Below are 19,236 nucleotides of genomic sequence, written 5' to 3' on the forward strand. Positions count from 1 at the left end.
CGCTGGCCGAATGCCGGCGGGCGAGCGCAAACAATAATGATTCCCGTTTTCGGCGTCAATGTCGGTTTCCCCGCGTGGAACGGCCGCGACAGGGGCGTCCACGGGCGGGAATATCACCAGGCCGGAATGGTCCGCCCCGGCATGCTCACGGCTCAGCCGCTGGCGCGAGATACCAACGCGCCGACCGCATCGGCCGGCAGCGGACCGTGGCAGCCACGTTCCCCGCCGCGCCGCTGGGTCACCAGCCAGACCCGGCCCGGCTGGCCGGTCGGCCGCAGCAGCCAGGCGTCGCCGCGCGCCGCGCCCGGCAGCTCCTCCAGCACGCCGCTGCGCTCGGACTGCAGCATGGTCGCGCAGTCGCGCGCGGAGGCGGCCGTGGCGGCGAGGAAATCGGGGTTGGTCAGCACCTCGGCCAGCGTGGTGTCGGGGGCGCGCAGAAAGGCGTCGATATCGAACTGCCGGCTGGCGCCCGCGGTCTTGCCGCCGGCGCAGGCGCCCAGCGTCAGCAGCGCGGCCAGCGCCGGCACCAGGGCCGCGCGACGCAAGGTGGCGGGCCTCATTGGCGGATCACGTCGGCGCCCTTGGGGACGCTGAAGCGGAAGGTGTCGGCAGGCAGCGACGGGTTCTTCTGCATCGCCGAGAAGGTCAGCAGCGTGGTGTTGCCGAAGGCGTCGCGCAATTCCATCGCTTCGAGATTGCCGGCCTTGAAGCCGATGCCGATCCGCTCGAACTGCGTGTCCTTGGCCTTGGGCGTCAGCTCCAGCCATTCGATGCCGTCGCGGGTCGGGCCGTCCTTGACGACGAAGCTCTTCTCCAGATCGTTGCTGCCGAACAGGATCGCCGCCGGGCTCGAGCCCAGCGCGGCGTCGAGCTTGCGCTCGGTGACCTGGTTCAGGTCCTTGTCGTAGATGTAGAGCGTCTGGCCGTCGGCCTGCAGCAGTTGCTCGTAGGGCTTGGTATAGCGCCAGGCGAACTTGCCGGGGCGGGAGAAGACGAAGGTGCCGCTCGAGGTGCCGGTGACGCGCATCGCCTCGCCGGTGCCCTTGACCTGGCGCTGCGTGAATTCGCCGCGGGCGCTCTTGACGGTGGTGACGAAGGTCTTCAACTGATCGGTGGCGGCGGCTTGCGCGGTGGCCGGGGCCAGCGTGGCCCATGCCAGGGTGGCGGCGGTGCCGATGGTGGCAAGGGCGGACGCCAGTACGCGATTTGGCATGCAATCGATCCTTGTGTTGGTGAATCGCGACGATTCGCTTTGATTCGCGTTGATGCGGGACGACTTGCGACTTCCGACCTACGGTTCACGGGCGCGGAAGCGTCGCGTGCGCCGTGGCCTGTCCGCATGATGTGTCGGTTAGAGCGAGGGACCGGCGGTGGATTCCGTCCGCGGCCGTCAGCAAGCGTGACAGGCGTAACGGCATATTACCCGCCGGCCGGCGCGCTACTCCTCGCGCGCGGCGGCGCCGCCGCCGGGTGCCAGGATGTCGCGGTTGCCGTTGCCGGACATCGCCGACACCAGGCCGGCCTTCTCCATGTCCTCGAGCAGGCGCGCGGCCCGGTTGTAGCCGATGCGCAGATGGCGCTGCACCAGCGAAATCGACGCGCGGCGATTCTTCAGCACGACCTCGACCGCCTGGTCGTACAGCGGGTCGGCCTCGCCGCCACCGCCGATGCCGGCACCGCCGCCCAGCCCGTCGACACCAATCTCGCCGTCGACCAGGCCGCCCTCGAGAATGCCCTCGATATAGTTCGGCTCGCCGGCTTCCTTCAGCTTGTCGACCACGCGGTGCACCTCGTCGTCCGAGACGAAGGCGCCGTGCACGCGCACCGGCAGGCCGGTGCCCGGCGCGAGGTACAGCATGTCTCCCATGCCGAGCAGCGCCTCGGCGCCCTGCTGGTCCAGGATCGTGCGCGAGTCGATCTTGCTGCTGACCTGGAACGAGATCCGGGTCGGCACGTTGGCCTTGATCAGGCCGGTGATCACGTCGACCGAGGGACGCTGCGTCGCCAGCACCAGATGGATGCCGGCCGCGCGCGCCTTCTGCGCGATCCGCGCGATCAGCTCCTCGACCTTCTTGCCGACCACCATCATCAGGTCGGCCAGCTCGTCGATCACGATCACGATCATCGGCAGCTTGTCCAGCGGTTCCGGCGCATCCGGCGTCAGGCTGAACGGGTTCGGGATCTTTTCCTCGCGCGCCGCGGCCTCGTCGATCTTCTTGTTGTAGCCGGCCAGATTGCGCACGCCCATCTTGCTCATCAGCTTGTAGCGGCGCTCCATTTCGCCGACCGCCCAGTTCAGCGCATTGCCGGCCTGGCGCATGTCGGTGACCACCGGACACAGCAGATGGGGGATGCCCTCGTAGATGCTCATTTCCAGCATCTTCGGGTCGATCAGGATCAGCCGCACGCTGTCGGCCTTGGCCTTGTACAGCAGCGACAGGATCATCGCGTTGATGCCGACCGACTTGCCCGAGCCCGTGGTACCGGCGACCAGGCAGTGCGGCATGCGTGCCAGGTCGGCGACCACCGGCTTGCCGGCGATGTCCTTGCCGAGCGCCAGCGTCAGCTGCGAGGCGCTCTCGTTGTAGACCTGCGAGCCGAGGATCTCGCCCAGGCGCACCGCCTGGCGCTTCGGATTCGGCAGTTCCAGGCCCATGTAGTTCTTGCCCGGGATGGTCTCGACCACGCGAATCGACACCAGCGACAGCGAGCGCGCCAGGTCCTTGGCGAGGTTGACGATCTGGCTGCCCTTGACGCCGGTGGCCGGCTCGATCTCGTAGCGGGTGATCACCGGGCCCGGATAGGCGGCCACGACCTTGACCTCGACGCCGAAGTCCTTGAGCTTCTTCTCGATCAGGCGCGAGGTGAATTCCAGCGTCTCGGCGCTGACGGTCTCCTGCGACACCGGCACCGGGTCCAGCAGCGACAGCGGCGGCAGGTCGGCATCCTGCAGGTCGGCGAACAGCGGCTGCTGCTTCTCGCGCTCGACGCGCTCGTGCTTGGGCACCGCCTGCGGGCGCACGATCTGCACCGGCGCCGCCTCCTCGATGCGCACGCGCTGGACCTCGACGGTCTCGGTGCGCTCGACCTTGGCGGCCTCGCCGATGATGCGGTCCTGCTTGCTTTCGCGGCGCGCCTTGAAGCCGAGGAAGGCGGTCTCGACGAAGCCGCCGACCTTCTCGCAGACCGACAGCCACGAGAAATGGAAGAACAGCGACAGGCCGATCGCCAGCATCAACAGCAACAGCAGCGTGGCGCCGGTAAAGCCCAGCGCGGTCTGCAGCCAGCCGCCCAGCAGATCGCCCAGCACGCCGCCGGGCGCGCGCGGCAGCGCCTCGCGCAGCGGATACATGCGCACCGCCTCCAGACCCATGCTGGCGGCCAGCGTCAGGCCGAAGCCGATCCAGCTGACCACCACGCCCTGGCGCGCCTCGCCGACCTGGTCGGGGAACTCGGCGGTCAGCACGCGCCAGCCGCGCCAGCAGCGGCGCACCAGCAGCACGCCGAGCCAGTAGGCCGAGAAGCCGAAGATGAAGAACAGCACGTCGGCCATCCAGGCGCCGACGCGGCCGCCCAGGTTATGGATCTGCGCCACCTGATTGGCGTGCGACCAGCCCGGATCGGCCTTGCTGTAGCTGGCCAGGATGCACAGGAAGGCCAGCGTCGCGGCCAGCAGCAGGAACCAGCGCACTTCTCCCAACAGCTTGCCGATGCGGGAAGGCAGGACGGAGGGATCGGTGCGGGTGGTCGTGGTGGTTCTGGCCATGCGTGGGTACGGATCGCGGCGCGGCACGGCGCCGTACGGAATTGCGGTGGCGGCATTTTACCTCCCCCGCAGGCTATCGCCGCCATTGGAATTTGCAACAATGCGCCCACGCCGGTCCACTTATAATGCGGGTTTTCGATTACCCATGCCGGCGCGCCGCGCACGCCGGCCACAGGAACGCATCATGGCCAAACACGCGAAAGTGCTGATTCTCGGTTCCGGTCCCGCCGGCTACACCGCCGCCGTCTACGCGGCGCGCGCCAACCTGGAGCCGGTGCTGATCACCGGCCTGGCCCAGGGCGGCCAGCTGATGACGACCACCGACGTGGAGAACTGGCCCGCCGATCCGAACGGCGTGCAGGGCCCCGAGCTGATGCAGCGCTTTCTGGAGCATGCCGAGCGCTTCAACACGGAAATCGTGTTCGACCACATCCATACGGCCAAGCTGACCGAGCGTCCGATCCGCCTGATCGGCGACGCCGGCGAGTACACCTGCGACGCGCTGATCATCGCCACCGGCGCCTCGGCGCAGTATCTGGGCCTGCCGTCCGAAGAGAATTTCATGGGCCGCGGCGTGTCGGCCTGCGCGACCTGCGACGGCTTCTTCTACAAGAACCAGGAAGTGGCGGTGATCGGCGGCGGCAATACCGCGGTCGAAGAGGCCCTGTACCTGTCGCATATCGCCAGCAAGGTCACCGTGATCCATCGTCGCGACAAGTTCCGCGCCGAGCCGATCCTGGTCGACCGCCTGCTGGCGCGCGAGATGGAAGGCCGCGTCGAGATCGTGTGGAACACCGTGCTGGACGAGGTGCTGGGCGACGAATCGGGCGTGACCGGCGTGCGCATCCGCAATGTGCAGAGCGGCGCCACCGAGGACCGCAAGCTCGCGGGCGTATTCGTCGCGATCGGCCACAAGCCGAACACCGACCTGTTCGTCGGCCAGCTCGAGATGAACAACGGCTATATCGTGACCAAGAGCGGCCTGTCGGGCGACGCCACGGCCACCAACATCCCGGGCGTGTTCGCCGCCGGCGACGTCCAGGACCACGTCTATCGCCAGGCCATCACCAGCGCCGGCACCGGCTGCATGGCCGCGCTCGACGCGCAGCGCTACGTCGAAGCGCTGAAGTAAGGTCGTTCCGGCTCGCCGCCAGGCGAGCCACCGGCGGCGCCGGATCGTGTTACCTTGCCGGTTTCACGGTCCTGCCCGCCGCCCCGCGGCGGTGCCGCTTTTCCATCATGAAGCACGGTGCCAGCAAATCCGGCCGCCCTGCCGGTTCTTCCCCCATTCCCGCCCGTACCCGCCTTGGCCTCGACGATCTGGCACGCCTGCGCGACCAGATGAAGGCCGATGCCGAGCGCCGCGAGGCCGATCGCCTCGCCGCCGAGGAAGCCGCGCGCCAGGCGGCCGCCGAAGCCAATGTGTTCCGCAACAGCATCGGCAATGTCCAGACATTGCGCGATCGCAACCGCGTGACGCCGCCGGCCAGGCGGCCCGAGCCGGTACCGGTGCAAAGCCAGCTCGACGACCAGGCGGTGCTGGCGGCCTCGCTGTCGGATCAGTTCGATGTGGAAAACCTGCTGGAGACCGACGACACGCTGTCGTTCCGCCGTCCCGGCATCGGCAACGACGTGATTCGCAAGCTGCGGCGCGGCGAATGGGTGCCGCAGGACCGGATCGATCTGCACGGACTGCGCCGCGACGAGGCGCGCGAGGCGCTGGCCGAATTCCTGCGGCGGTGCGTGCGGCGCGGCGTGCGTTGCGTGCGCGTGATCCACGGCAAGGGCAACGGCTCGCCCGACAAGCAACCGGTGCTCAAGGGAAAGGTGCGCAGCTGGCTGGTGCAGAAGGAGGAAGTGCTGGCCTTCGTGGAGGCGCGTGGCGCCGAGGGCGGCTCGGGGGCCTTGATGGTGCTGCTGCGCCAGCCGTATGCGTGATGGCCGACTGGCGCGCCTGATCGAACGCTGACCTCGCTGCCCTGTCCCGGACCTCTCTTCCGGACCCCTCTGCCGGGTCTCTCTTCCGGCCCTCTTCCCGCGCCTCCCGCCAGCGGGAGAGGGAGAAGCCCATCGAGGCAGCGAGTCTTCCCGCCTTACACCGCCGCTTCGTCCTGCTCGCCGGTCCGGATCCGGATCACGCGTTCGATCTCGGTGACGAAGATCTTGCCGTCGCCGATCTTGCCGGTGTGGGCCGCCTTGACGATCGCGTCCAGCACGGTATCGAGCTGGCTCTCGGCCACGACCACCTCGATCTTGATCTTCGGCAGGAAGTCGACCACATACTCGGCGCCGCGATACAGCTCGGTGTGGCCCTTCTGCCGGCCGAAACCCTTGACTTCGGTGACCGTCAGGCCGGTCACGCCCACGTCGGCCAGCGCCTCACGCACTTCGTCCAGCTTGAACGGTTTGATGATGGCGGTAATTTGCTTCATGTCGGCCCCCTTTCTGTCGTGATTGATTGATGCAAGATTCTAGCCCGCGCGGCGCGATGGCGCGCCAAAGCGGGCTGGGGATCACCCCTTGTCGTGTCGATTGCCGGCCTTCGCGGCCGCCTTGCCGTTGCGGTTGCCGTTGCTGCCGTTGCTGCTGTTGCCGACGCCGTTGCGCGCAGGCGCGGTGTCCGGAATGCGGTCCAGTTCGGCCAGCCACGCGGTCGACTCGCTGTCGCTGGGCGCGCGCCAGTCGCCGCGCGGCGACAGCGAACCGCCCGAGCCCACCTTCGGCGCATTCGGAACGCACGAGCGCTTGAACTGGCTGGTGCGGAAGAAGCGATCCAGGAAGATGCGCAGGTTGCGCTTGATGTCGGCCAGTTCGTACTGGTTGCGCGCGACATGGGCCTCCTCGGGCCACTGCCCTGCCTCGCGGTCGCCCCAGGCGTGCAGCGCCAGGTAGGCCACCTTCGACGGCGTGAAGCCGAAGCGCAGCGTGTAGTACAGGTTGAAATCCTGCAGCTCGTAGGGCCCGATCACGCTCTCGGTCTTCTGGCCCGGCTTGTCGTTCGAGTCGCCCGGCACCAGTTCGGGGCTGATATCGGTGCCCAGCACGTCGAGCAGCACCTCGGTGCCGCCCGCACCGATCTGGCCCGTTTCGGCGACCCAGCGCACCAGATGCGAGATCAGCGTCTTCGGCACGCTGGCATTGACGTTGTAATGCGACATGTGGTCGCCGACGCCATAGGTGCACCAGCCCAGCGCCAGCTCGCTGAGGTCGCCGGTGCCGATCACGATGCCGTTGTGGTGATTGGCCAGCCGGAACAGGTGGTTGGTGCGCTCGCCGGCCTGCACGTTCTCGAAGGTCACGTCGTAGACCGGCTCGCCGTCGGCGAACGGGTGGCCGAGGTCCTTGAGCATCGCCAGGCAGCTCGGCCGGATGTCGATCTCGCGCGCGGTGCAGCCGACCACTTCCATCAGTCGCCTGGCCTGCTGCAGCGTGCGGTCGCTGGTGGCAAAGCCAGGCATCGTGAAGCCGAGGATATTGGCGCGCGGCAGGCCCAGCCGGTCCATCGCCTTGGCGCAGACCAGCAGCGCATGCGTCGAATCGAGACCGCCGGACACGCCGATCACCACCTTCGAGATGCCGGTGGCCGACAGCCGCTGCACCAGCGCCTGCACCTGAATCTGGTAGACCTCGTTGCAGCGCTCGTCGCGCCGCCTGCGGTCGGCCGGCACATAGGGGAAGCGCTCGACGCGGCGTTGCAGCGGCAGATCGCGGTCCTCGTCGACGCCGAGAACGAAGCCGACCGTGCGGAACTTCGCCACCTCGCCGGCATGGCGGCGCACCGAGTCGCCGAACGTGGTCATGTGCATGCGCTCGCGCGAGAGCCGCTCCAGATCGACGTCGGCGAAGATCATGTGCGAGTCGTCGGCGAAGCGCTCCGATTCGGCCAGCAGTTCGCCGTTCTCGTAGACCAGCGCCTGGCCGTCCCAGGCCAGGTCGGTGGTCGATTCGCCCTTGCCGGCCGAGCTGTACAGATAGGCCGCCAGGCAACGGGCCGATTGCTGCGACACCAGCTGATGGCGGTAGCCGGACTTGCCGATCACGATATTCGATGCCGACAGATTGACCAGCACCGTGGCGCCGGCCAGCGCGGCGAACGACGACGGGGGGATCGGTACCCAGACGTCCTCGCAGATCTCGACATGGAAACGCAGCAGCGGGATGTTCTCGATCTCGAACAGCAGCCCGGCGCCGAACGGCACGCGCTGCCCGAGCAGGTCGATCTGCTCGACCGTGGCGCAGTCGGCCGCGCTGAACTGGCGCGCCTCGTAGAACTCCCAGTAGTTCGGCAGAAAGCTCTTGGGCACCACGCCGCGCAGCTGGCCGCCGGCGACCACGACCGCGCAGTTGAACAGCAGATGCTGGACGCGCAGCGGCATGCCGACCACCAGCGCGCACGGCAGCGTGCGCGAGGCCTCGACGATCTCGCCGAGGGCGCGCTCGCAGGCGTCGAGCAGGGTCTTCTGATGGAACAGGTCGTCGCAGCTGTAGGCCGACAAGCCCAGCTCGGGGAAGGCCACCAGCGCGGCCCCGGCGTCGGCCGCCTCGCGGGCCAGCGCGATGGTCTGCTGTGCGTTGAAGTCGGGATCGGCGACCTTGCAGCGCGGCACGCCGACCGCCACGCGCACGAAGCCATGGGAATACAGATTGAAGAATCGGCTCATCTCGAACACCCTTGTTGTGCGCAGGGCCGGCATGGCGCCGGACAGGCCGGACAGATGCAATTCGCGGCCACGGGCGATAATGCGACGTCGGCATCCGCCCCGCATCCACCCGCATCTACTTTCCAGCCGCCGGTCCCGCGGACCTCGGCAAGGCACACCGTGAAAGCAAGCAAGTCCATGCCATCCCACGCAGGCAGCGCCGCCATGCAGGCGGAGCGACCCGAGAATTATCGCACGCGTATCGTCGAGAACCTGGCCGACATCGCGCCGGCCGAATGGGACGGTCTGCTGGCGCGGCAGCCCGGCCGCACGCCCTTCCTGCGCCATGCCTTCCTGCATGCGCTGCATGCGAGCGGCAGCGCCAGCGACGACACCGGCTGGAGCCCGCGCTATCTGACCTTGTGGAAGGACGGCGGGGACGTCGCCCATGGCGAGCGCCTGGCCGCCGCGATGCCGCTCTACGCCAAGGCGCACTCGTACGGCGAGTATGTGTTCGACTGGGCCTGGGCCGATGCCTATGCGCAGAACGGCCTGGAGTACTACCCGAAGTGGCTGTCGGCGATTCCCTTCACGCCGGTGCAGGGCACGCGCCTGCTGGCCGAGAACGCGGTCTCGCGCGAGCTGTTGCTGCAGGTCGCGCTGACGTTGGCCGAGCAGAGCCAGCTGTCCTCACTGCATGTGCTGTTCCCCGACGAGGCGGAGGCCGCGCTGATGCAGCAAGCCGGCATGATGATGCGCCACGGCGTGCAGTTCCACTGGACCAATCCCGGCTATCCGGACTTCGACGCGTTTCTCGCCACGCTTTCGCAGAAGAAGCGCAAAAACATCCGCGCCGAACGGCGCCGCGTCGCCGAGGCAGGCATCGCGTTCCGCCATCTGCGCGGCACGGAGATCGGCCCCGACGACTGGCGGCTGTTCCATCGCTGCTATCGGCAGACCTATCGCGAGCATCGATCGACGCCGTATCTGAACCTGGATTTCTTCGAGCGCATCGGCGCGGCGATGCCCGAGCATCTGCTGCTGGTGATCGCGCGGCGCGACGGGCGCGACATCGCCGCCTCGCTGCTCGTCTATGACGACGATCCCGCGGTCAGCACGCTGTACGGCCGCTATTGGGGTGCGCTCGAACATCATCCCTGCCTGCATTTCGAGACCGCGTACTACCAGCCGCTGGCCTTCTGCATCGAACACGGGATCCGCACCTTCGAGGGCGGCGCGCAGGGCGAACACAAGATGGCGCGCGGCTTCCTGCCGGTCGCCACGCGCTCGGCCCACTGGCTCGCGCACCCGGCCTTCGCCGATGCGGTCGAACGCTTTCTCGCACGCGAGCGCGCGGGCATCGATGCGTATCTGGATGAATTGAACGACAGGACGCCGTATGCAAAGACGGCGGAAGGTGGCGGGGCTGGCTAGCCAGGTGTTCCCCTTCTCCCGTGTGCGGGACAGGATCGGGGGAGAGGGAAAGGCAAGCTGTTCTGCCCAACGCCGTCAGCGCTTGCCGACGCCCTATACCTATACCCTCTCCCCCAGCCCCTCTCCCTCAGGTGGGAGAGGGGAGCCAGCCATCGCGGTGTGCGTGCTGGCGCGGCAAGCGAACCCTCAAACCTTCGCCGCCACCCACTCGCCCACGCCCGCCAGCGCCGCCGGCAGCTTCGCCGGTTCGGTGCCGCCGGCCTGGGCCATGTCCGGACGGCCGCCGCCCTTGCCGCCGACCTGCTGGGCGACGAAGTTGACCAGCTCGCCGGCCTTGACCTTGCCGGTCGCGTCGGCGGTGACGCCGGCGATCAGGCTGACCTTGCCGTCCTGCACCGCGCCGAGCACGATCGCCGCGCTCTTGAGCTTGTCCTTGAGCTTGTCCATCGTCTCGCGCAGCGTCTTGACGTCGGCGCCTTCGAGCTGGGCGGCCAGCACCTTCAGGCCCTTGATCTCGATCGCTTGGCTGGCCAGCTCGTCGCCCTGCGACGCGGCCAGCTTGCTCTTCAGGCGCTCCAGCTCCTTCTCCAGCGCGCGCACCTGGTCCTGCATCTGGCCGATGCGCGGCACCAGCTCGCTCGGCTGCGCCTTCAGCGCGGCCGCGGCCTCGTTCAGGCGCGAATCGAGCGACTGCAGATAGTGCAGCGCGTTGTCGCCGGTGATCGCCTCGACCCGGCGGATGCCGGCCGCGACGCCGCCTTCGACCACGATCTTGAACAGGCCGATATCGCCGGTGCGGGCCACGTGGGTGCCGCCGCACAGTTCCTTCGAGCTGCCGATCGACAGAACGCGCACCTCGTCGGCGTACTTCTCGCCGAACAGCGCCATCGCGCCGCTCTTGACGGCATCGTCGAACGGCATCAGCTCGGCGCCGGTGGCCTCGTTGCGCAGGATCTCGGCGTTGACGATCTCCTCGACCTCGCGGATCTGCGCCGCGGTCAGCGGTGCGTTGTGCGAGAAGTCGAAGCGGGTCTTGTCGGCGTCGACCAGCGAGCCCTTCTGCTGCACGTGGCTGCCCAGCACTTCGCGCAGCGCCTTGTGCATCAGGTGGGTGGCCGAGTGGTTGCGCATCGTGCGCGCGCGGCGCAGGGCGTCCACCTCGGCCGTCACGGTGTCGCCGACCTTCAGCGCGGCGCCGCCGAGCGTGCCCTGATGGCCGAACACATCGGCCTGGACCTTGGTCGTATCGGCCACCGCGAACACCGCGGCGCCGGCCTTCAGTTCGCCCTGGTCGCCCGCCTGGCCACCCGACTCGGCGTAGAACGGCGTGTGGTCGAGCACCACCACGCCGGTCTGGCCCGGTTGCATGACATCGACCGAGGCGCCGTCGACATACAGCGCGACCACCTTGGCGTCGTTGAGCGCCAGCTTCTCGTAGCCGTGGAAGGTCGTCTTGGCGCCGGTGTATTCGAGGCCGGCGGCCATCTTGAACTTGCCGGCGGCGCGGGCCTGCTCGCGCTGGCGCGTCATCGCGGCGTCGAAGGCGGCCTCGTCGACCGAGACCTGCTGCTCGCGGCAGACGTCCTGCGTCAGGTCCAGCGGGAAGCCGTAGGTGTCGTGCAGCTTGAACGCGAGCTCGCCGTCCAGCATGTTGCCGCCCTTGGCCTTCAGGTCGGCCAGCGCCGCATCGAGAATGCTCATGCCGTTCTCGATGGTTTCGAAGAAGCGCTCTTCCTCGGCCTTGAGCACCTCGACCACGCGCGGCTCGGCCTCGGCCAGCTCCGGATAGGCCTCGCCCATCTGCGCGACCAGGTCGGCCACCATCTTGTGGAAGAACGGCGTCTTGCGACCCAGCTTGTAGCCGTGGCGGATCGCCCGGCGCACGATCCGGCGCAGCACGTAGCCGCGACCCTCGTTGCCCGGAATCACGCCGTCGACGATCAGGAAGGAGCAGGCACGGATATGGTCGGCGATGACCTTCAGCGAGTTGTTGGCCAGATCGTCGGTGCCGGTCTCGCGCGCGGCGGCGCGGATCAGTGCCTGGAACAGGTCGATCTCGTAGTTGCTGTGCACGTGCTGCAGCACCGCGGCGATGCGCTCCAGGCCCATGCCGGTGTCGACGCAGGGCTTGGGCAGCGGCGTCATGTTGCCCTGCTCGTCCCGGTTGAACTGCATGAACACCAGGTTCCAGATCTCGATGTAGCGGTCGCCGTCCTCTTCGGCCGATCCCGGCGGGCCGCCCCACACGTCCGGACCGTGGTCGTAGAAGATTTCCGAGCACGGGCCGCAGGGGCCGGTGTCGGCCATCTGCCAGAAGTTGTCGGACGCATAGCGCGCGCCCTTGTTGTCGCCGATCCGCACGATGCGCTCGACCGGCACGCCGACTTCCCTGGCCCAGATGTCATAGGCCTCGTCGTCCTCGGCATAGACCGTGACCCACAGCTTCTCGGCCGGCAGGTTGTAGACCTTGGTCAGCAGCTCCCATGCGTACTGGATCGCCTCGCGCTTGAAGTAGTCGCCGAACGAGAAGTTGCCCAGCATCTCGAAGAAGGTATGGTGGCGCGCGGTATAGCCGACGTTTTCCAGGTCGTTGTGCTTGCCGCCGGCGCGCACCGAACGCTGCGACGAGGTCGCGCGCGAGTAGGGCCGCTTGTCGGTGCCGAGGAAGACGTCCTTGAACTGCACCATGCCGGAGTTGGTGAACAACAGCGTCGGATCGTTGGCCGGCACGAGGCTCGACGAGCGGACCACGGTATGGCCCTTCGATTCGAAGAACTGCAGGAACTTGCTGCGGATGTCGGAGACTTTCATGTTTGGGGCAAGGCGTCCCCGCATGGACATCGCAGGGCGCAGTCGGATTGGATTTGCAAACCGTTGATTATACGGGGAACGCGGCCGCAACGGCAGGCTGGACCGGCGGTTGCGGGCGCGCCCCGGCGGCCTGCGCGCCATGCATGCGACACCGCTGCCGCGGTCCCGGGATGTGCCTCCGGCGACCCGCCGGTGGTACAGTGCTGGCTGTCCGGGCCGGCGGCGGCCCGCCCGCCTGCGCGCCGGTGACGTCTGGTTTTGCCGGGGCCGTCTCGCCGGCTCGCTTCACCGGCCCGCTTCAGGGGCCCGTGCTGCCGGCCCGGTTCCGCGGGCCCGTCCGGCGGGACCGTTCCGCCGGCCAATGTCGCCGCCCTGCCCGATTCGCCGTCCAGCCGCCTCACCGATACCGCCTGATATTCCCATGGGAGCTTTAAGCCACCTCCGCGTTCTCGACCTGACCCGCGTGCTCGCCGGGCCCTGGTGCGCCCAGAACCTTGCCGACTTCGGCGCCGACGTGATCAAGATCGAACGGCCCGGCGCCGGCGACGACACCCGCACCTGGGGCCCGCCGTGGCTGCAGGACGAGTCCGGCCGCGACACCGCCGAGGCGGCCTACTACCTCGCCGCCAACCGCAACAAGCGCTCGGTGACCTGCGACATCAGCACGCCCGAGGGCCAGCAGCTGGTCCGCGAACTGGCGGCGCAGAGCGACGTGGTGCTGGAGAACTACAAGGTCGGCCAGCTGAAGAAGTACGGGCTCGACTATGAATCGCTGAAGGCGGTCAAGCCTGACCTGATCTACTGCTCCGTGACCGGCTTCGGCCAGACCGGCCCCTACGCCGCCCGCCCCGGCTACGACTTCATCATCCAGGGCATGGGCGGCTTCATGAGCCTGACCGGCGAGCGCGACGACCTGCCCGGCGGCGGCCCCCAGAAGGCCGGCGTGGCGATCTCCGACCTGATGACCGGCCAGTACGCGACCATCGCGGTGCTGGCCGCGCTGGCGCACCGCGACCGCACCGGAGAGGGCCAGTACATCGACATGGCGCTGCTCGACGTGCAGGTCGCCATGCTGGCCAACATGAACACCAATTACCTGGCCAGCGGCGTCGCGCCGAAGCGCTGGGGCAACGCGCACCCGAACATCGTGCCGTACCAGACCTTCCAGGCGGCCGACGGCTGGATCATCGTCGCGGTCGGCAACGACGGGCAGTTCCGCAAGTTCGTCGAGGCCGGCGGCCGGCCCGAGCTGTCGGCCGATCCGCGCTTCGCCACCAATCCGCAGCGCGTGGCCAACCGCGACACGCTGGTGCCGATCCTGGCCGAGATGGTCAAGCCGCGCACGCGCGCGCAGTGGATCGCCGATCTGGAGGCGGCCGGCGTGCCGTGCGGCCCGATCAATACGCTGGACGATGTGTTCGAGGACGCCCAGGTCAAGGCGCGCGGCCTGCGCGTGGACTTGCCGCACCCGAGCGCGGGGGAGGTCAAGCTGGTCGGCAGCCCGATCAAGATGAGCGCCACGCCGCCGCAGGCGGTCCGCCACCCGCCGCTGCTGGGCGAGCACACCGATGCGGTGCTGGGCGAGATGCTCGGCTATACGCCGGAGCGCATCGCCGAGCTGCGGGCCAAGGGCGTGCTGTGACGGGCCGATGTCGCCTGGAATGACGCTTTGGAATGACGCTTGGAATGACGAGTAGAACGACGGATCGATCGGCGAGTTGATCGACAAGTCGATCGACGTATTGCGATGAATGACGAGGCGGCGGCCAAGGGGCCGGCCGTCGCCCGCACCGATTCCCCAACCCCTTCCCCACCCTGAACCGAGCCGGAGTACCCATGCAGATCGATGCCTTGCTCGCTTTTCTCCACTTCCTGTCCATCTTCGCGCTGATCACCTTCCTGGTCGCCGAGGCCGTGGTGCTGCGGCCCGGCATCACGCCGGCGGCGGTGCGCCGGGTCGGCATCTACGATCTGCTGTACTTCGGCTCCGCGATGGCGGCGCTGGCCACCGGCCTGCTGCGGCTGTTCTATGGCGCCAAAGGCGTCGAGTTCTATCTGCCCAACCCGTGGTTCCACGCCAAGATGACGGTGTTCGTGCTGATCGCGCTGTGCTCGCTGCCGCCGACCTTCCGCTTCCGCCGCTGGCGCGCGCAGGCCGCCGGCCAGGCCGGCTTCGTGCCGTCCGACGCCGAACTGAAGGCGGCGCGCCGCTGGGTCATGGTCGAAGCGCATCTGCTGATCCTGCTGCCCCTGTGCGCCGTGATGATGGCGCGCGGGCTGGGTATCCGCGGCTGAGTTCCGGCGCTCGCCCTGCCGAGCACGGGACCACGAAGACAACCAGGGTCACCAAGACCATCAACACCACCCAGACCATACGAGGCGCCGGCGGACCCGCCGCGCCCACCGATTCCCAACCTGCTGACTGGCTACCATGTTCAAGACCTTCGCCGCCAACGCGCTGAGCGCGGCCGCCCTTGTGGCGTCCGTCGGCGCCGCCCTGTTTGCCGCCCCGGCGGCCGCGCAACCGCCTGCCGCCGCCTGGCCGAGCAAGCCGATCCGCTTCGTCGTGCCCTATCCGGCCGGCGGCCCGCTCGACACCGTCGCGCGCGCGATCGGCGACAAGCTCAAGGACTCGCTCGGGCAGCCCGTCGTCATCGAGAACCGGCCCGGCGCCGGCGGCAACCTCGGCGCCGACTACGTGGCGCGCCAACCGGCCGACGGCTACACCATCGTGATGGGCGCGGTGGCAACGCACGCGATCAACCCGACCCTGTTCGCGAAGATGCCGTACGACCCGATCAAGGACTTCACGCCGATCACGCTGGTCGCGGACGTGCCCAACGTGCTGGTGATGCATCCGGGCAAGGCGGCCGAGCTGCATATCGAATCGGTGCGCGACCTGGTCGAATATGCGCGCAAGAACCCCGGCAAGCTCGACTACGCGTCCGGCGGCAACGGCAGCGCCGGTCATCTGTCGGGCGAGCTGTTCAAGAGCCTGGCGAAAGTCAGCATGGTCCATATCCCCTACAACGGCGCCGCGCCGGCCCAGCTGTCGGTGCTGTCCGGACAGACCGACCTGATCTTCGACAACCTGGCCTCGGCCAGCGCCAATATCAAGGCGGGCAAGCTCAAGGCCTTCGCCGTGACCACGCCGGCGCGCGCCAGCGCCGTGCCGGAGCTGCCGACCATCGCCGAAGCGGGCAAGGGCCTGGGCCTGGAGAGCTTCGACATCTCGACCTGGTTCGGCGTGTTCGCGCCGGCCAACGTGCCGCGCGACATCGTGGACCGCCTCAATCGCGAGATCGTCGCGATCCTGAAGACCGACGAGATGAAGGCGCGCATGGCCCGCATCGGCGCCCAGCCCGCGCCGACCACGCCCGAGCAGTTCGGCGCGCTGGTGCAGCGCGAGCTGAAGAAGTACGCGCAGATCGTCAAGGCGTCGGGCGCGAAGGTGGACTGACGTGGGCTGACCTGGACTGACGCGTCCGCGTCGATTCACCCGGCTGGCGCAATCGCGGCCCGCTGCCTGTCATGGGCAGCGGGCCGTTTCCTTTTTTGACAGGTGGGCTTCCGCGCGGACCGGTTTAACAATGTTTGCGCAAGCTGCGACGCGGTCTCTCCCATACCTTGATGCCACGCCACCGCGGACGCGCGCCTGCATCGAGACAACCACCAGGGAGACATCGTGAACGCCGGCCACATCGACTTCGACATGCCGCTGCCCCCTGCCGCCTGGCACTGTACCTATCAGGTGCGGTGCGGCGCCGATGGGACGCTGGAGCTCGGCAGCAGCTTCGGGATGGCGCTGCGCGCCGGGTTCCACCGCCTGTTCCGTATCGGCAAGACCAGTGCCGACGCGGCACGCAACCAGGCGTCATGGCGCGCGCTGATCGCGGCCATCGAGCGGCGCGGCGGCGCCGCGGTGCGCGAACGCCTGTGCCGCGCCAGCCTGGCACTGCCTGGCGACCGCGTGCCCGGGCTGACGATCGCCGACCGGATCGAGCGCGGCACCTATCTGTCGCACGCGGCGCTGCAGCAGGTGTTCGTGCTGTTCCGGCGCGCCGTGTCCGTGGACCGGGCCAATCAACGGCTCTATGCCGAGCTGATGACACCGGCCGCCACCTCGTCCTCGGCGACACCGCTGTACGCGATGCTCGATGGCATCAGCCTGGGGTTGAGCGAGACCGCCGGCGCCGGTGCGCCTTGTCCGTTTCCGGCGACGCGCGCCTACGTCGCCGAACAGCTGAAGCTGGGGCTGCAGGCGCAGACCGCGCGTGCGCGCCGCCGCGATCCGGCCTTGCTCAAGTCCGCGCTGGCCAGCTGCGCCCCTGAACTGGCGGGCCCGAACAACGTCGCTGGCCGCGACCGATGGCTGCGCGAATACGATCGCCGCCTGCGCTCCGGACCGATCCAGCATGCGGCGATGAATTCCGGCGAACGCAGGACCTGCGACCGGGAAGCCGCGGTAGCGGGACTGCTGGCCGAGCTGCGGTACGGGGAACTGATGCGCGACCTGAAGCAGAACGAAGCCCGCCTCGCCCAGGAGCGGTCGCGGCTGGCGAGCGCTGCCGGCAACGCCGAGGGGGAAGCAGTCCGGCACGGCACCGCGGCGCCGGATGCGTGCAACGCCGTCGACGCTGGCGACGACACGCTGTCAGGGCTGCTGGCCGCGCGCACCAGGCTGCTCGCCGAACTGAAGGAGCGCGAGCTGTACGACGTGCTGCGCCGCTGCGATGGCGAGCTGGCATGGAACCCGCTCAACCAGGACGTGCCGCACATGCGCGCGCTGATGCAACGCCGTGCCCAGGCGCGCGCGCAGCTGGACGGCGACCTCGCGGTGCTGAAGCAGCGCGACCTGATCCGGGCCGATCTCGTCAAGGGCCTGTGCCAGGCCGTACGCCAGGAAGTCGATCGCCATACCGCGCGCGGCGAGCGCATGGACGAGTCGGGACTGTTGCGCATCGTCGATGCGAAATTGTCGGCGCCGGCCTATTTGCGGCAATTTCTCGTGGCCCGCAACCTGCAATATCTGCATGACCTCGGCCACGGCCATGATCGTGCCGCAGCCATCGCCGTGCTGGTGCGCGCCAGCGATCGGCACCCCTTTGACGAGGCCACACGGGGCGAACTCGACAGCAGCGACTTCCAATGGCTGTCCGCCGCGCTCGATGCAGGCGAAACCAATGCCGTGCCGCTCGACTACCGGCCCATGCTGACCGGCGCCCGCAAGCTGTTCGCACGCTTTTTCTACCAGCGCTGGCCGATCGCGGACATCTGCAACAGCGTCGCGGCCCTGCTGGACGACTTTGCGGAAGACCACATGCACGCGCTGCGCCAGAGCGCCAGCCATCCAGCGATCCCCCTGGAGACACGCTGGCAGGCCGGCGTGCATGCGCTGCGCGACTGCATCCGCAGCGGCGAGCTCGGGCCGCCCGATGTGATCGGCACCATCTTTCCCGCGATCAAGCCGTTCCTGCGCGAACGGCACAGGGTGATGGACCATGTGCGCCGCGAAATCCTGCTGGCCGAAGCCAGGCTGGAGGAGTTGCGCGGCCTGTATCCCGCGCTGGCGGACTGGACCGCCAGCGTGCCGGCCGGTGCGGTGGCCGCGACGCTGCTCGACCTGGCCAGCATCCAGGTTACCGGCCGGCTGATGAACGCGCACAACCGGCGCCTGGAGGCCAGGCGTCAGCAAGACACCGGACAGCAAGAGGAGCGGCTCGCGGTCGAGATCGCCCGCAGGCTGAACGCCTCTCTGCAGGAATGGTCCAGCCTGCGCGACGTGTATCGCGCCCGGATGGCCGATCACGGCATGGACGACCCCGAAGCGGACAGCCAGGTAGCGCCCCCTTCCGAGGCGCTCGAACACGGCTTCCTGCAGCAATGGGACCAGGCCGACCGGCATGCCTCGAGGACATTCGGCGAAACCGCCAATGCGCTGGAAAACCGCCTGGACGCCAACATCGCGCAGCTGCGCCAGCGATCGGTGGCGAAGATGGTGGATGCCAAGCGGGATATCGAGCGGGCGCTGCGCGACGCGATCGAGGGCAGCAGGTCCAGGGCCGGCATGCTGGAAACGGTCTGCGATGTGCTCGAGCGCGCCGGCACGCTGTTGCCGCGCTGGCTGGCAGCGATGAACCCCCACGGCGAGATCGAGGCGAACAACGCCACGCGCCGCAAAGCGCTGGCGTTGCGCGAGGCGGCGGCGCGCGCTGTACCGCTGATTGACAGGATACGGCGCGAATATGTCGAGCCGCTCGTCGATACCGGCGATCTGCCGGACGCCGTTGCCGCGCCATACCGGGAGGACATCCAGGCGGTGCACCGGTCCCTGGATGCCCTCGCCCATTCGCTGCAATGGGTGGTCTCGGCGATACGCATCGCCGGCATGGAGGCGCCGGCCCCGCATCGCGAGGCACGCGAAGCCCGCGATGCCGGCAAGGTGGACCCCTCCAGGCTCCAACTGCAAGGCAGCAAGCTCCCCGTCAGCAAGATCGTGCTCAACCTCTATCGCGGCAAGTTGCCCCCCGTGCTCGGCTGGACGGTGCAGCAGTTGGTCAACATAGGGGCCCTGCGCTGACCCAC

General features: G+C 68.4%; 13 protein-coding genes. 7 read left to right on the top strand and 6 right to left on the bottom strand.

Features of this window, described 5'->3' with window-relative positions; translation table 11 throughout:
- Positions 1 to 152: 152 nt before the first annotated feature.
- The 3 genes from F1599_RS19800 to F1599_RS19810 form a co-directional block, all read right to left on the bottom strand.
- Entirely contained in the window at positions 153 to 560 is a 408-nt protein-coding gene (locus F1599_RS19800) for a hypothetical protein (protein WP_150084205.1), read from the bottom strand.
- Positions 557 to 1,213, bottom strand: a complete 657-nt coding sequence (gene lolA / locus F1599_RS19805) for an outer membrane lipoprotein chaperone LolA (protein ID WP_150084206.1) — start codon at positions 1,211 to 1,213, stop codon at positions 557 to 559. The genes F1599_RS19800 and lolA overlap by 4 nt, the downstream gene beginning before the upstream one ends.
- A 225-nt stretch (positions 1,214 to 1,438) precedes the next feature.
- Positions 1,439 to 3,766, bottom strand: a complete 2,328-nt coding sequence (locus tag F1599_RS19810) for a DNA translocase FtsK (RefSeq protein ID WP_149317843.1) — start codon at positions 3,764 to 3,766, stop codon at positions 1,439 to 1,441.
- Between the two features lie 184 nt (positions 3,767 to 3,950).
- On the opposite strand from F1599_RS19810, the gene trxB reads away from it, so the two are divergent.
- Together trxB and F1599_RS19820 are read left to right on the top strand one after the other, a co-directional pair.
- Entirely contained in the window at positions 3,951 to 4,898 is a 948-nt protein-coding gene (trxB, locus tag F1599_RS19815) for a thioredoxin-disulfide reductase (RefSeq protein ID WP_150084207.1), read from the top strand.
- A gap of 107 nt (positions 4,899 to 5,005) precedes the next feature.
- The gene (locus tag F1599_RS19820; RefSeq protein ID WP_149317841.1) at positions 5,006 to 5,704 is read left to right on the top strand and encodes a Smr/MutS family protein; all 699 of its coding nucleotides are present in this window, start codon (positions 5,006 to 5,008) and stop codon (positions 5,702 to 5,704) included.
- Between the two features lie 155 nt (positions 5,705 to 5,859).
- On the opposite strand, the gene glnK is transcribed toward F1599_RS19820, so the two are convergent.
- Entirely contained in the window at positions 5,860 to 6,198 is a 339-nt protein-coding gene (glnK, locus tag F1599_RS19825) for a P-II family nitrogen regulator (protein ID WP_006578394.1), read from the bottom strand.
- Positions 6,199 to 6,279: 81 nt separating this feature from the next.
- Positions 6,280 to 8,427: an NAD(+) synthase gene (locus tag F1599_RS19830; RefSeq protein ID WP_223819775.1), complete on the bottom strand. Its 2,148-nt coding sequence runs from the start codon at positions 8,425 to 8,427 to the stop codon at positions 6,280 to 6,282.
- 177 nt (positions 8,428 to 8,604) lie between these two features.
- On the opposite strand from F1599_RS19830, the gene F1599_RS19835 reads away from it, so the two are divergent.
- Positions 8,605 to 9,840, top strand: a complete 1,236-nt coding sequence (locus F1599_RS19835; RefSeq protein ID WP_223819776.1) for a GNAT family N-acetyltransferase — start codon at positions 8,605 to 8,607, stop codon at positions 9,838 to 9,840.
- 186 nt (positions 9,841 to 10,026) lie between these two features.
- Here F1599_RS19835 and alaS read toward each other — a convergent pair whose 3' ends face one another.
- Entirely contained in the window at positions 10,027 to 12,651 is a 2,625-nt protein-coding gene (alaS, locus tag F1599_RS19840) for an alanine--tRNA ligase (RefSeq protein ID WP_150084208.1), read from the bottom strand.
- Between the two features lie 421 nt (positions 12,652 to 13,072).
- Here alaS and F1599_RS19845 point away from each other — a divergent pair, with 421 nt between their 5' ends.
- The 4 genes from F1599_RS19845 (at position 13,073) to F1599_RS19860 (ending at position 19,231) form a co-directional block, all read left to right on the top strand.
- Positions 13,073 to 14,293, top strand: coding sequence for a CaiB/BaiF CoA transferase family protein (locus F1599_RS19845; RefSeq protein WP_149317839.1), 1,221 nt, complete (start codon positions 13,073 to 13,075; stop codon positions 14,291 to 14,293).
- A gap of 194 nt (positions 14,294 to 14,487) precedes the next feature.
- On the top strand, positions 14,488 to 14,946 hold the full coding sequence (locus tag F1599_RS19850) for a DUF2214 family protein (RefSeq protein WP_149317838.1): 459 nt from the start codon (positions 14,488 to 14,490) through the stop codon (positions 14,944 to 14,946).
- A 136-nt stretch (positions 14,947 to 15,082) separates the two neighbouring features.
- Positions 15,083 to 16,111: a Bug family tripartite tricarboxylate transporter substrate binding protein gene (locus F1599_RS19855; protein ID WP_149317837.1), complete on the top strand. Its 1,029-nt coding sequence runs from the start codon at positions 15,083 to 15,085 to the stop codon at positions 16,109 to 16,111.
- A 225-nt stretch (positions 16,112 to 16,336) separates the two neighbouring features.
- Positions 16,337 to 19,231 (top strand): hypothetical protein, encoded by a 2,895-nt coding sequence (locus F1599_RS19860; RefSeq protein WP_150084209.1) that lies wholly within the window; start codon positions 16,337 to 16,339, stop codon positions 19,229 to 19,231.
- Positions 19,232 to 19,236: the final 5 nt, after the last annotated feature.

Source organism: Cupriavidus cauae, from assembly GCF_008632125.1.
In the GTDB taxonomy this organism is placed as follows: Bacteria; Pseudomonadota; Gammaproteobacteria; order Burkholderiales; family Burkholderiaceae; genus Cupriavidus; species Cupriavidus cauae.

Excerpts from the sequence above, each read along its gene's own strand:
- trxB (WP_150084207.1), top strand. The coding sequence starts at position 3,951 with ATGGCCAAACACGCGAAAGTGCTGATTCTCGGTTCCGGTCCCGCCGGC.
- alaS (WP_150084208.1), bottom strand. The coding sequence starts at position 12,651 with ATGAAAGTCTCCGACATCCGCAGCAAGTTCCTGCAGTTCTTCGAATCG.
- F1599_RS19820 (WP_149317841.1), top strand. The coding sequence starts at position 5,006 with ATGAAGCACGGTGCCAGCAAATCCGGCCGCCCTGCCGGTTCTTCCCCC.
- F1599_RS19835 (WP_223819776.1), top strand. The coding sequence starts at position 8,605 with ATGCCATCCCACGCAGGCAGCGCCGCCATGCAGGCGGAGCGACCCGAG.
- lolA (WP_150084206.1), bottom strand. The coding sequence starts at position 1,213 with ATGCCAAATCGCGTACTGGCGTCCGCCCTTGCCACCATCGGCACCGCC.
- F1599_RS19845 (WP_149317839.1), top strand. The coding sequence starts at position 13,073 with ATGGGAGCTTTAAGCCACCTCCGCGTTCTCGACCTGACCCGCGTGCTC.
- F1599_RS19855 (WP_149317837.1), top strand. The coding sequence starts at position 15,083 with ATGTTCAAGACCTTCGCCGCCAACGCGCTGAGCGCGGCCGCCCTTGTG.
- F1599_RS19830 (WP_223819775.1), bottom strand. The coding sequence starts at position 8,427 with ATGAGCCGATTCTTCAATCTGTATTCCCATGGCTTCGTGCGCGTGGCG.
- F1599_RS19800 (WP_150084205.1), bottom strand. The coding sequence starts at position 560 with ATGAGGCCCGCCACCTTGCGTCGCGCGGCCCTGGTGCCGGCGCTGGCC.
- glnK (WP_006578394.1), bottom strand. The coding sequence starts at position 6,198 with ATGAAGCAAATTACCGCCATCATCAAACCGTTCAAGCTGGACGAAGTG.
- F1599_RS19810 (WP_149317843.1), bottom strand. The coding sequence starts at position 3,766 with ATGGCCAGAACCACCACGACCACCCGCACCGATCCCTCCGTCCTGCCT.
- F1599_RS19850 (WP_149317838.1), top strand. The coding sequence starts at position 14,488 with ATGCAGATCGATGCCTTGCTCGCTTTTCTCCACTTCCTGTCCATCTTC.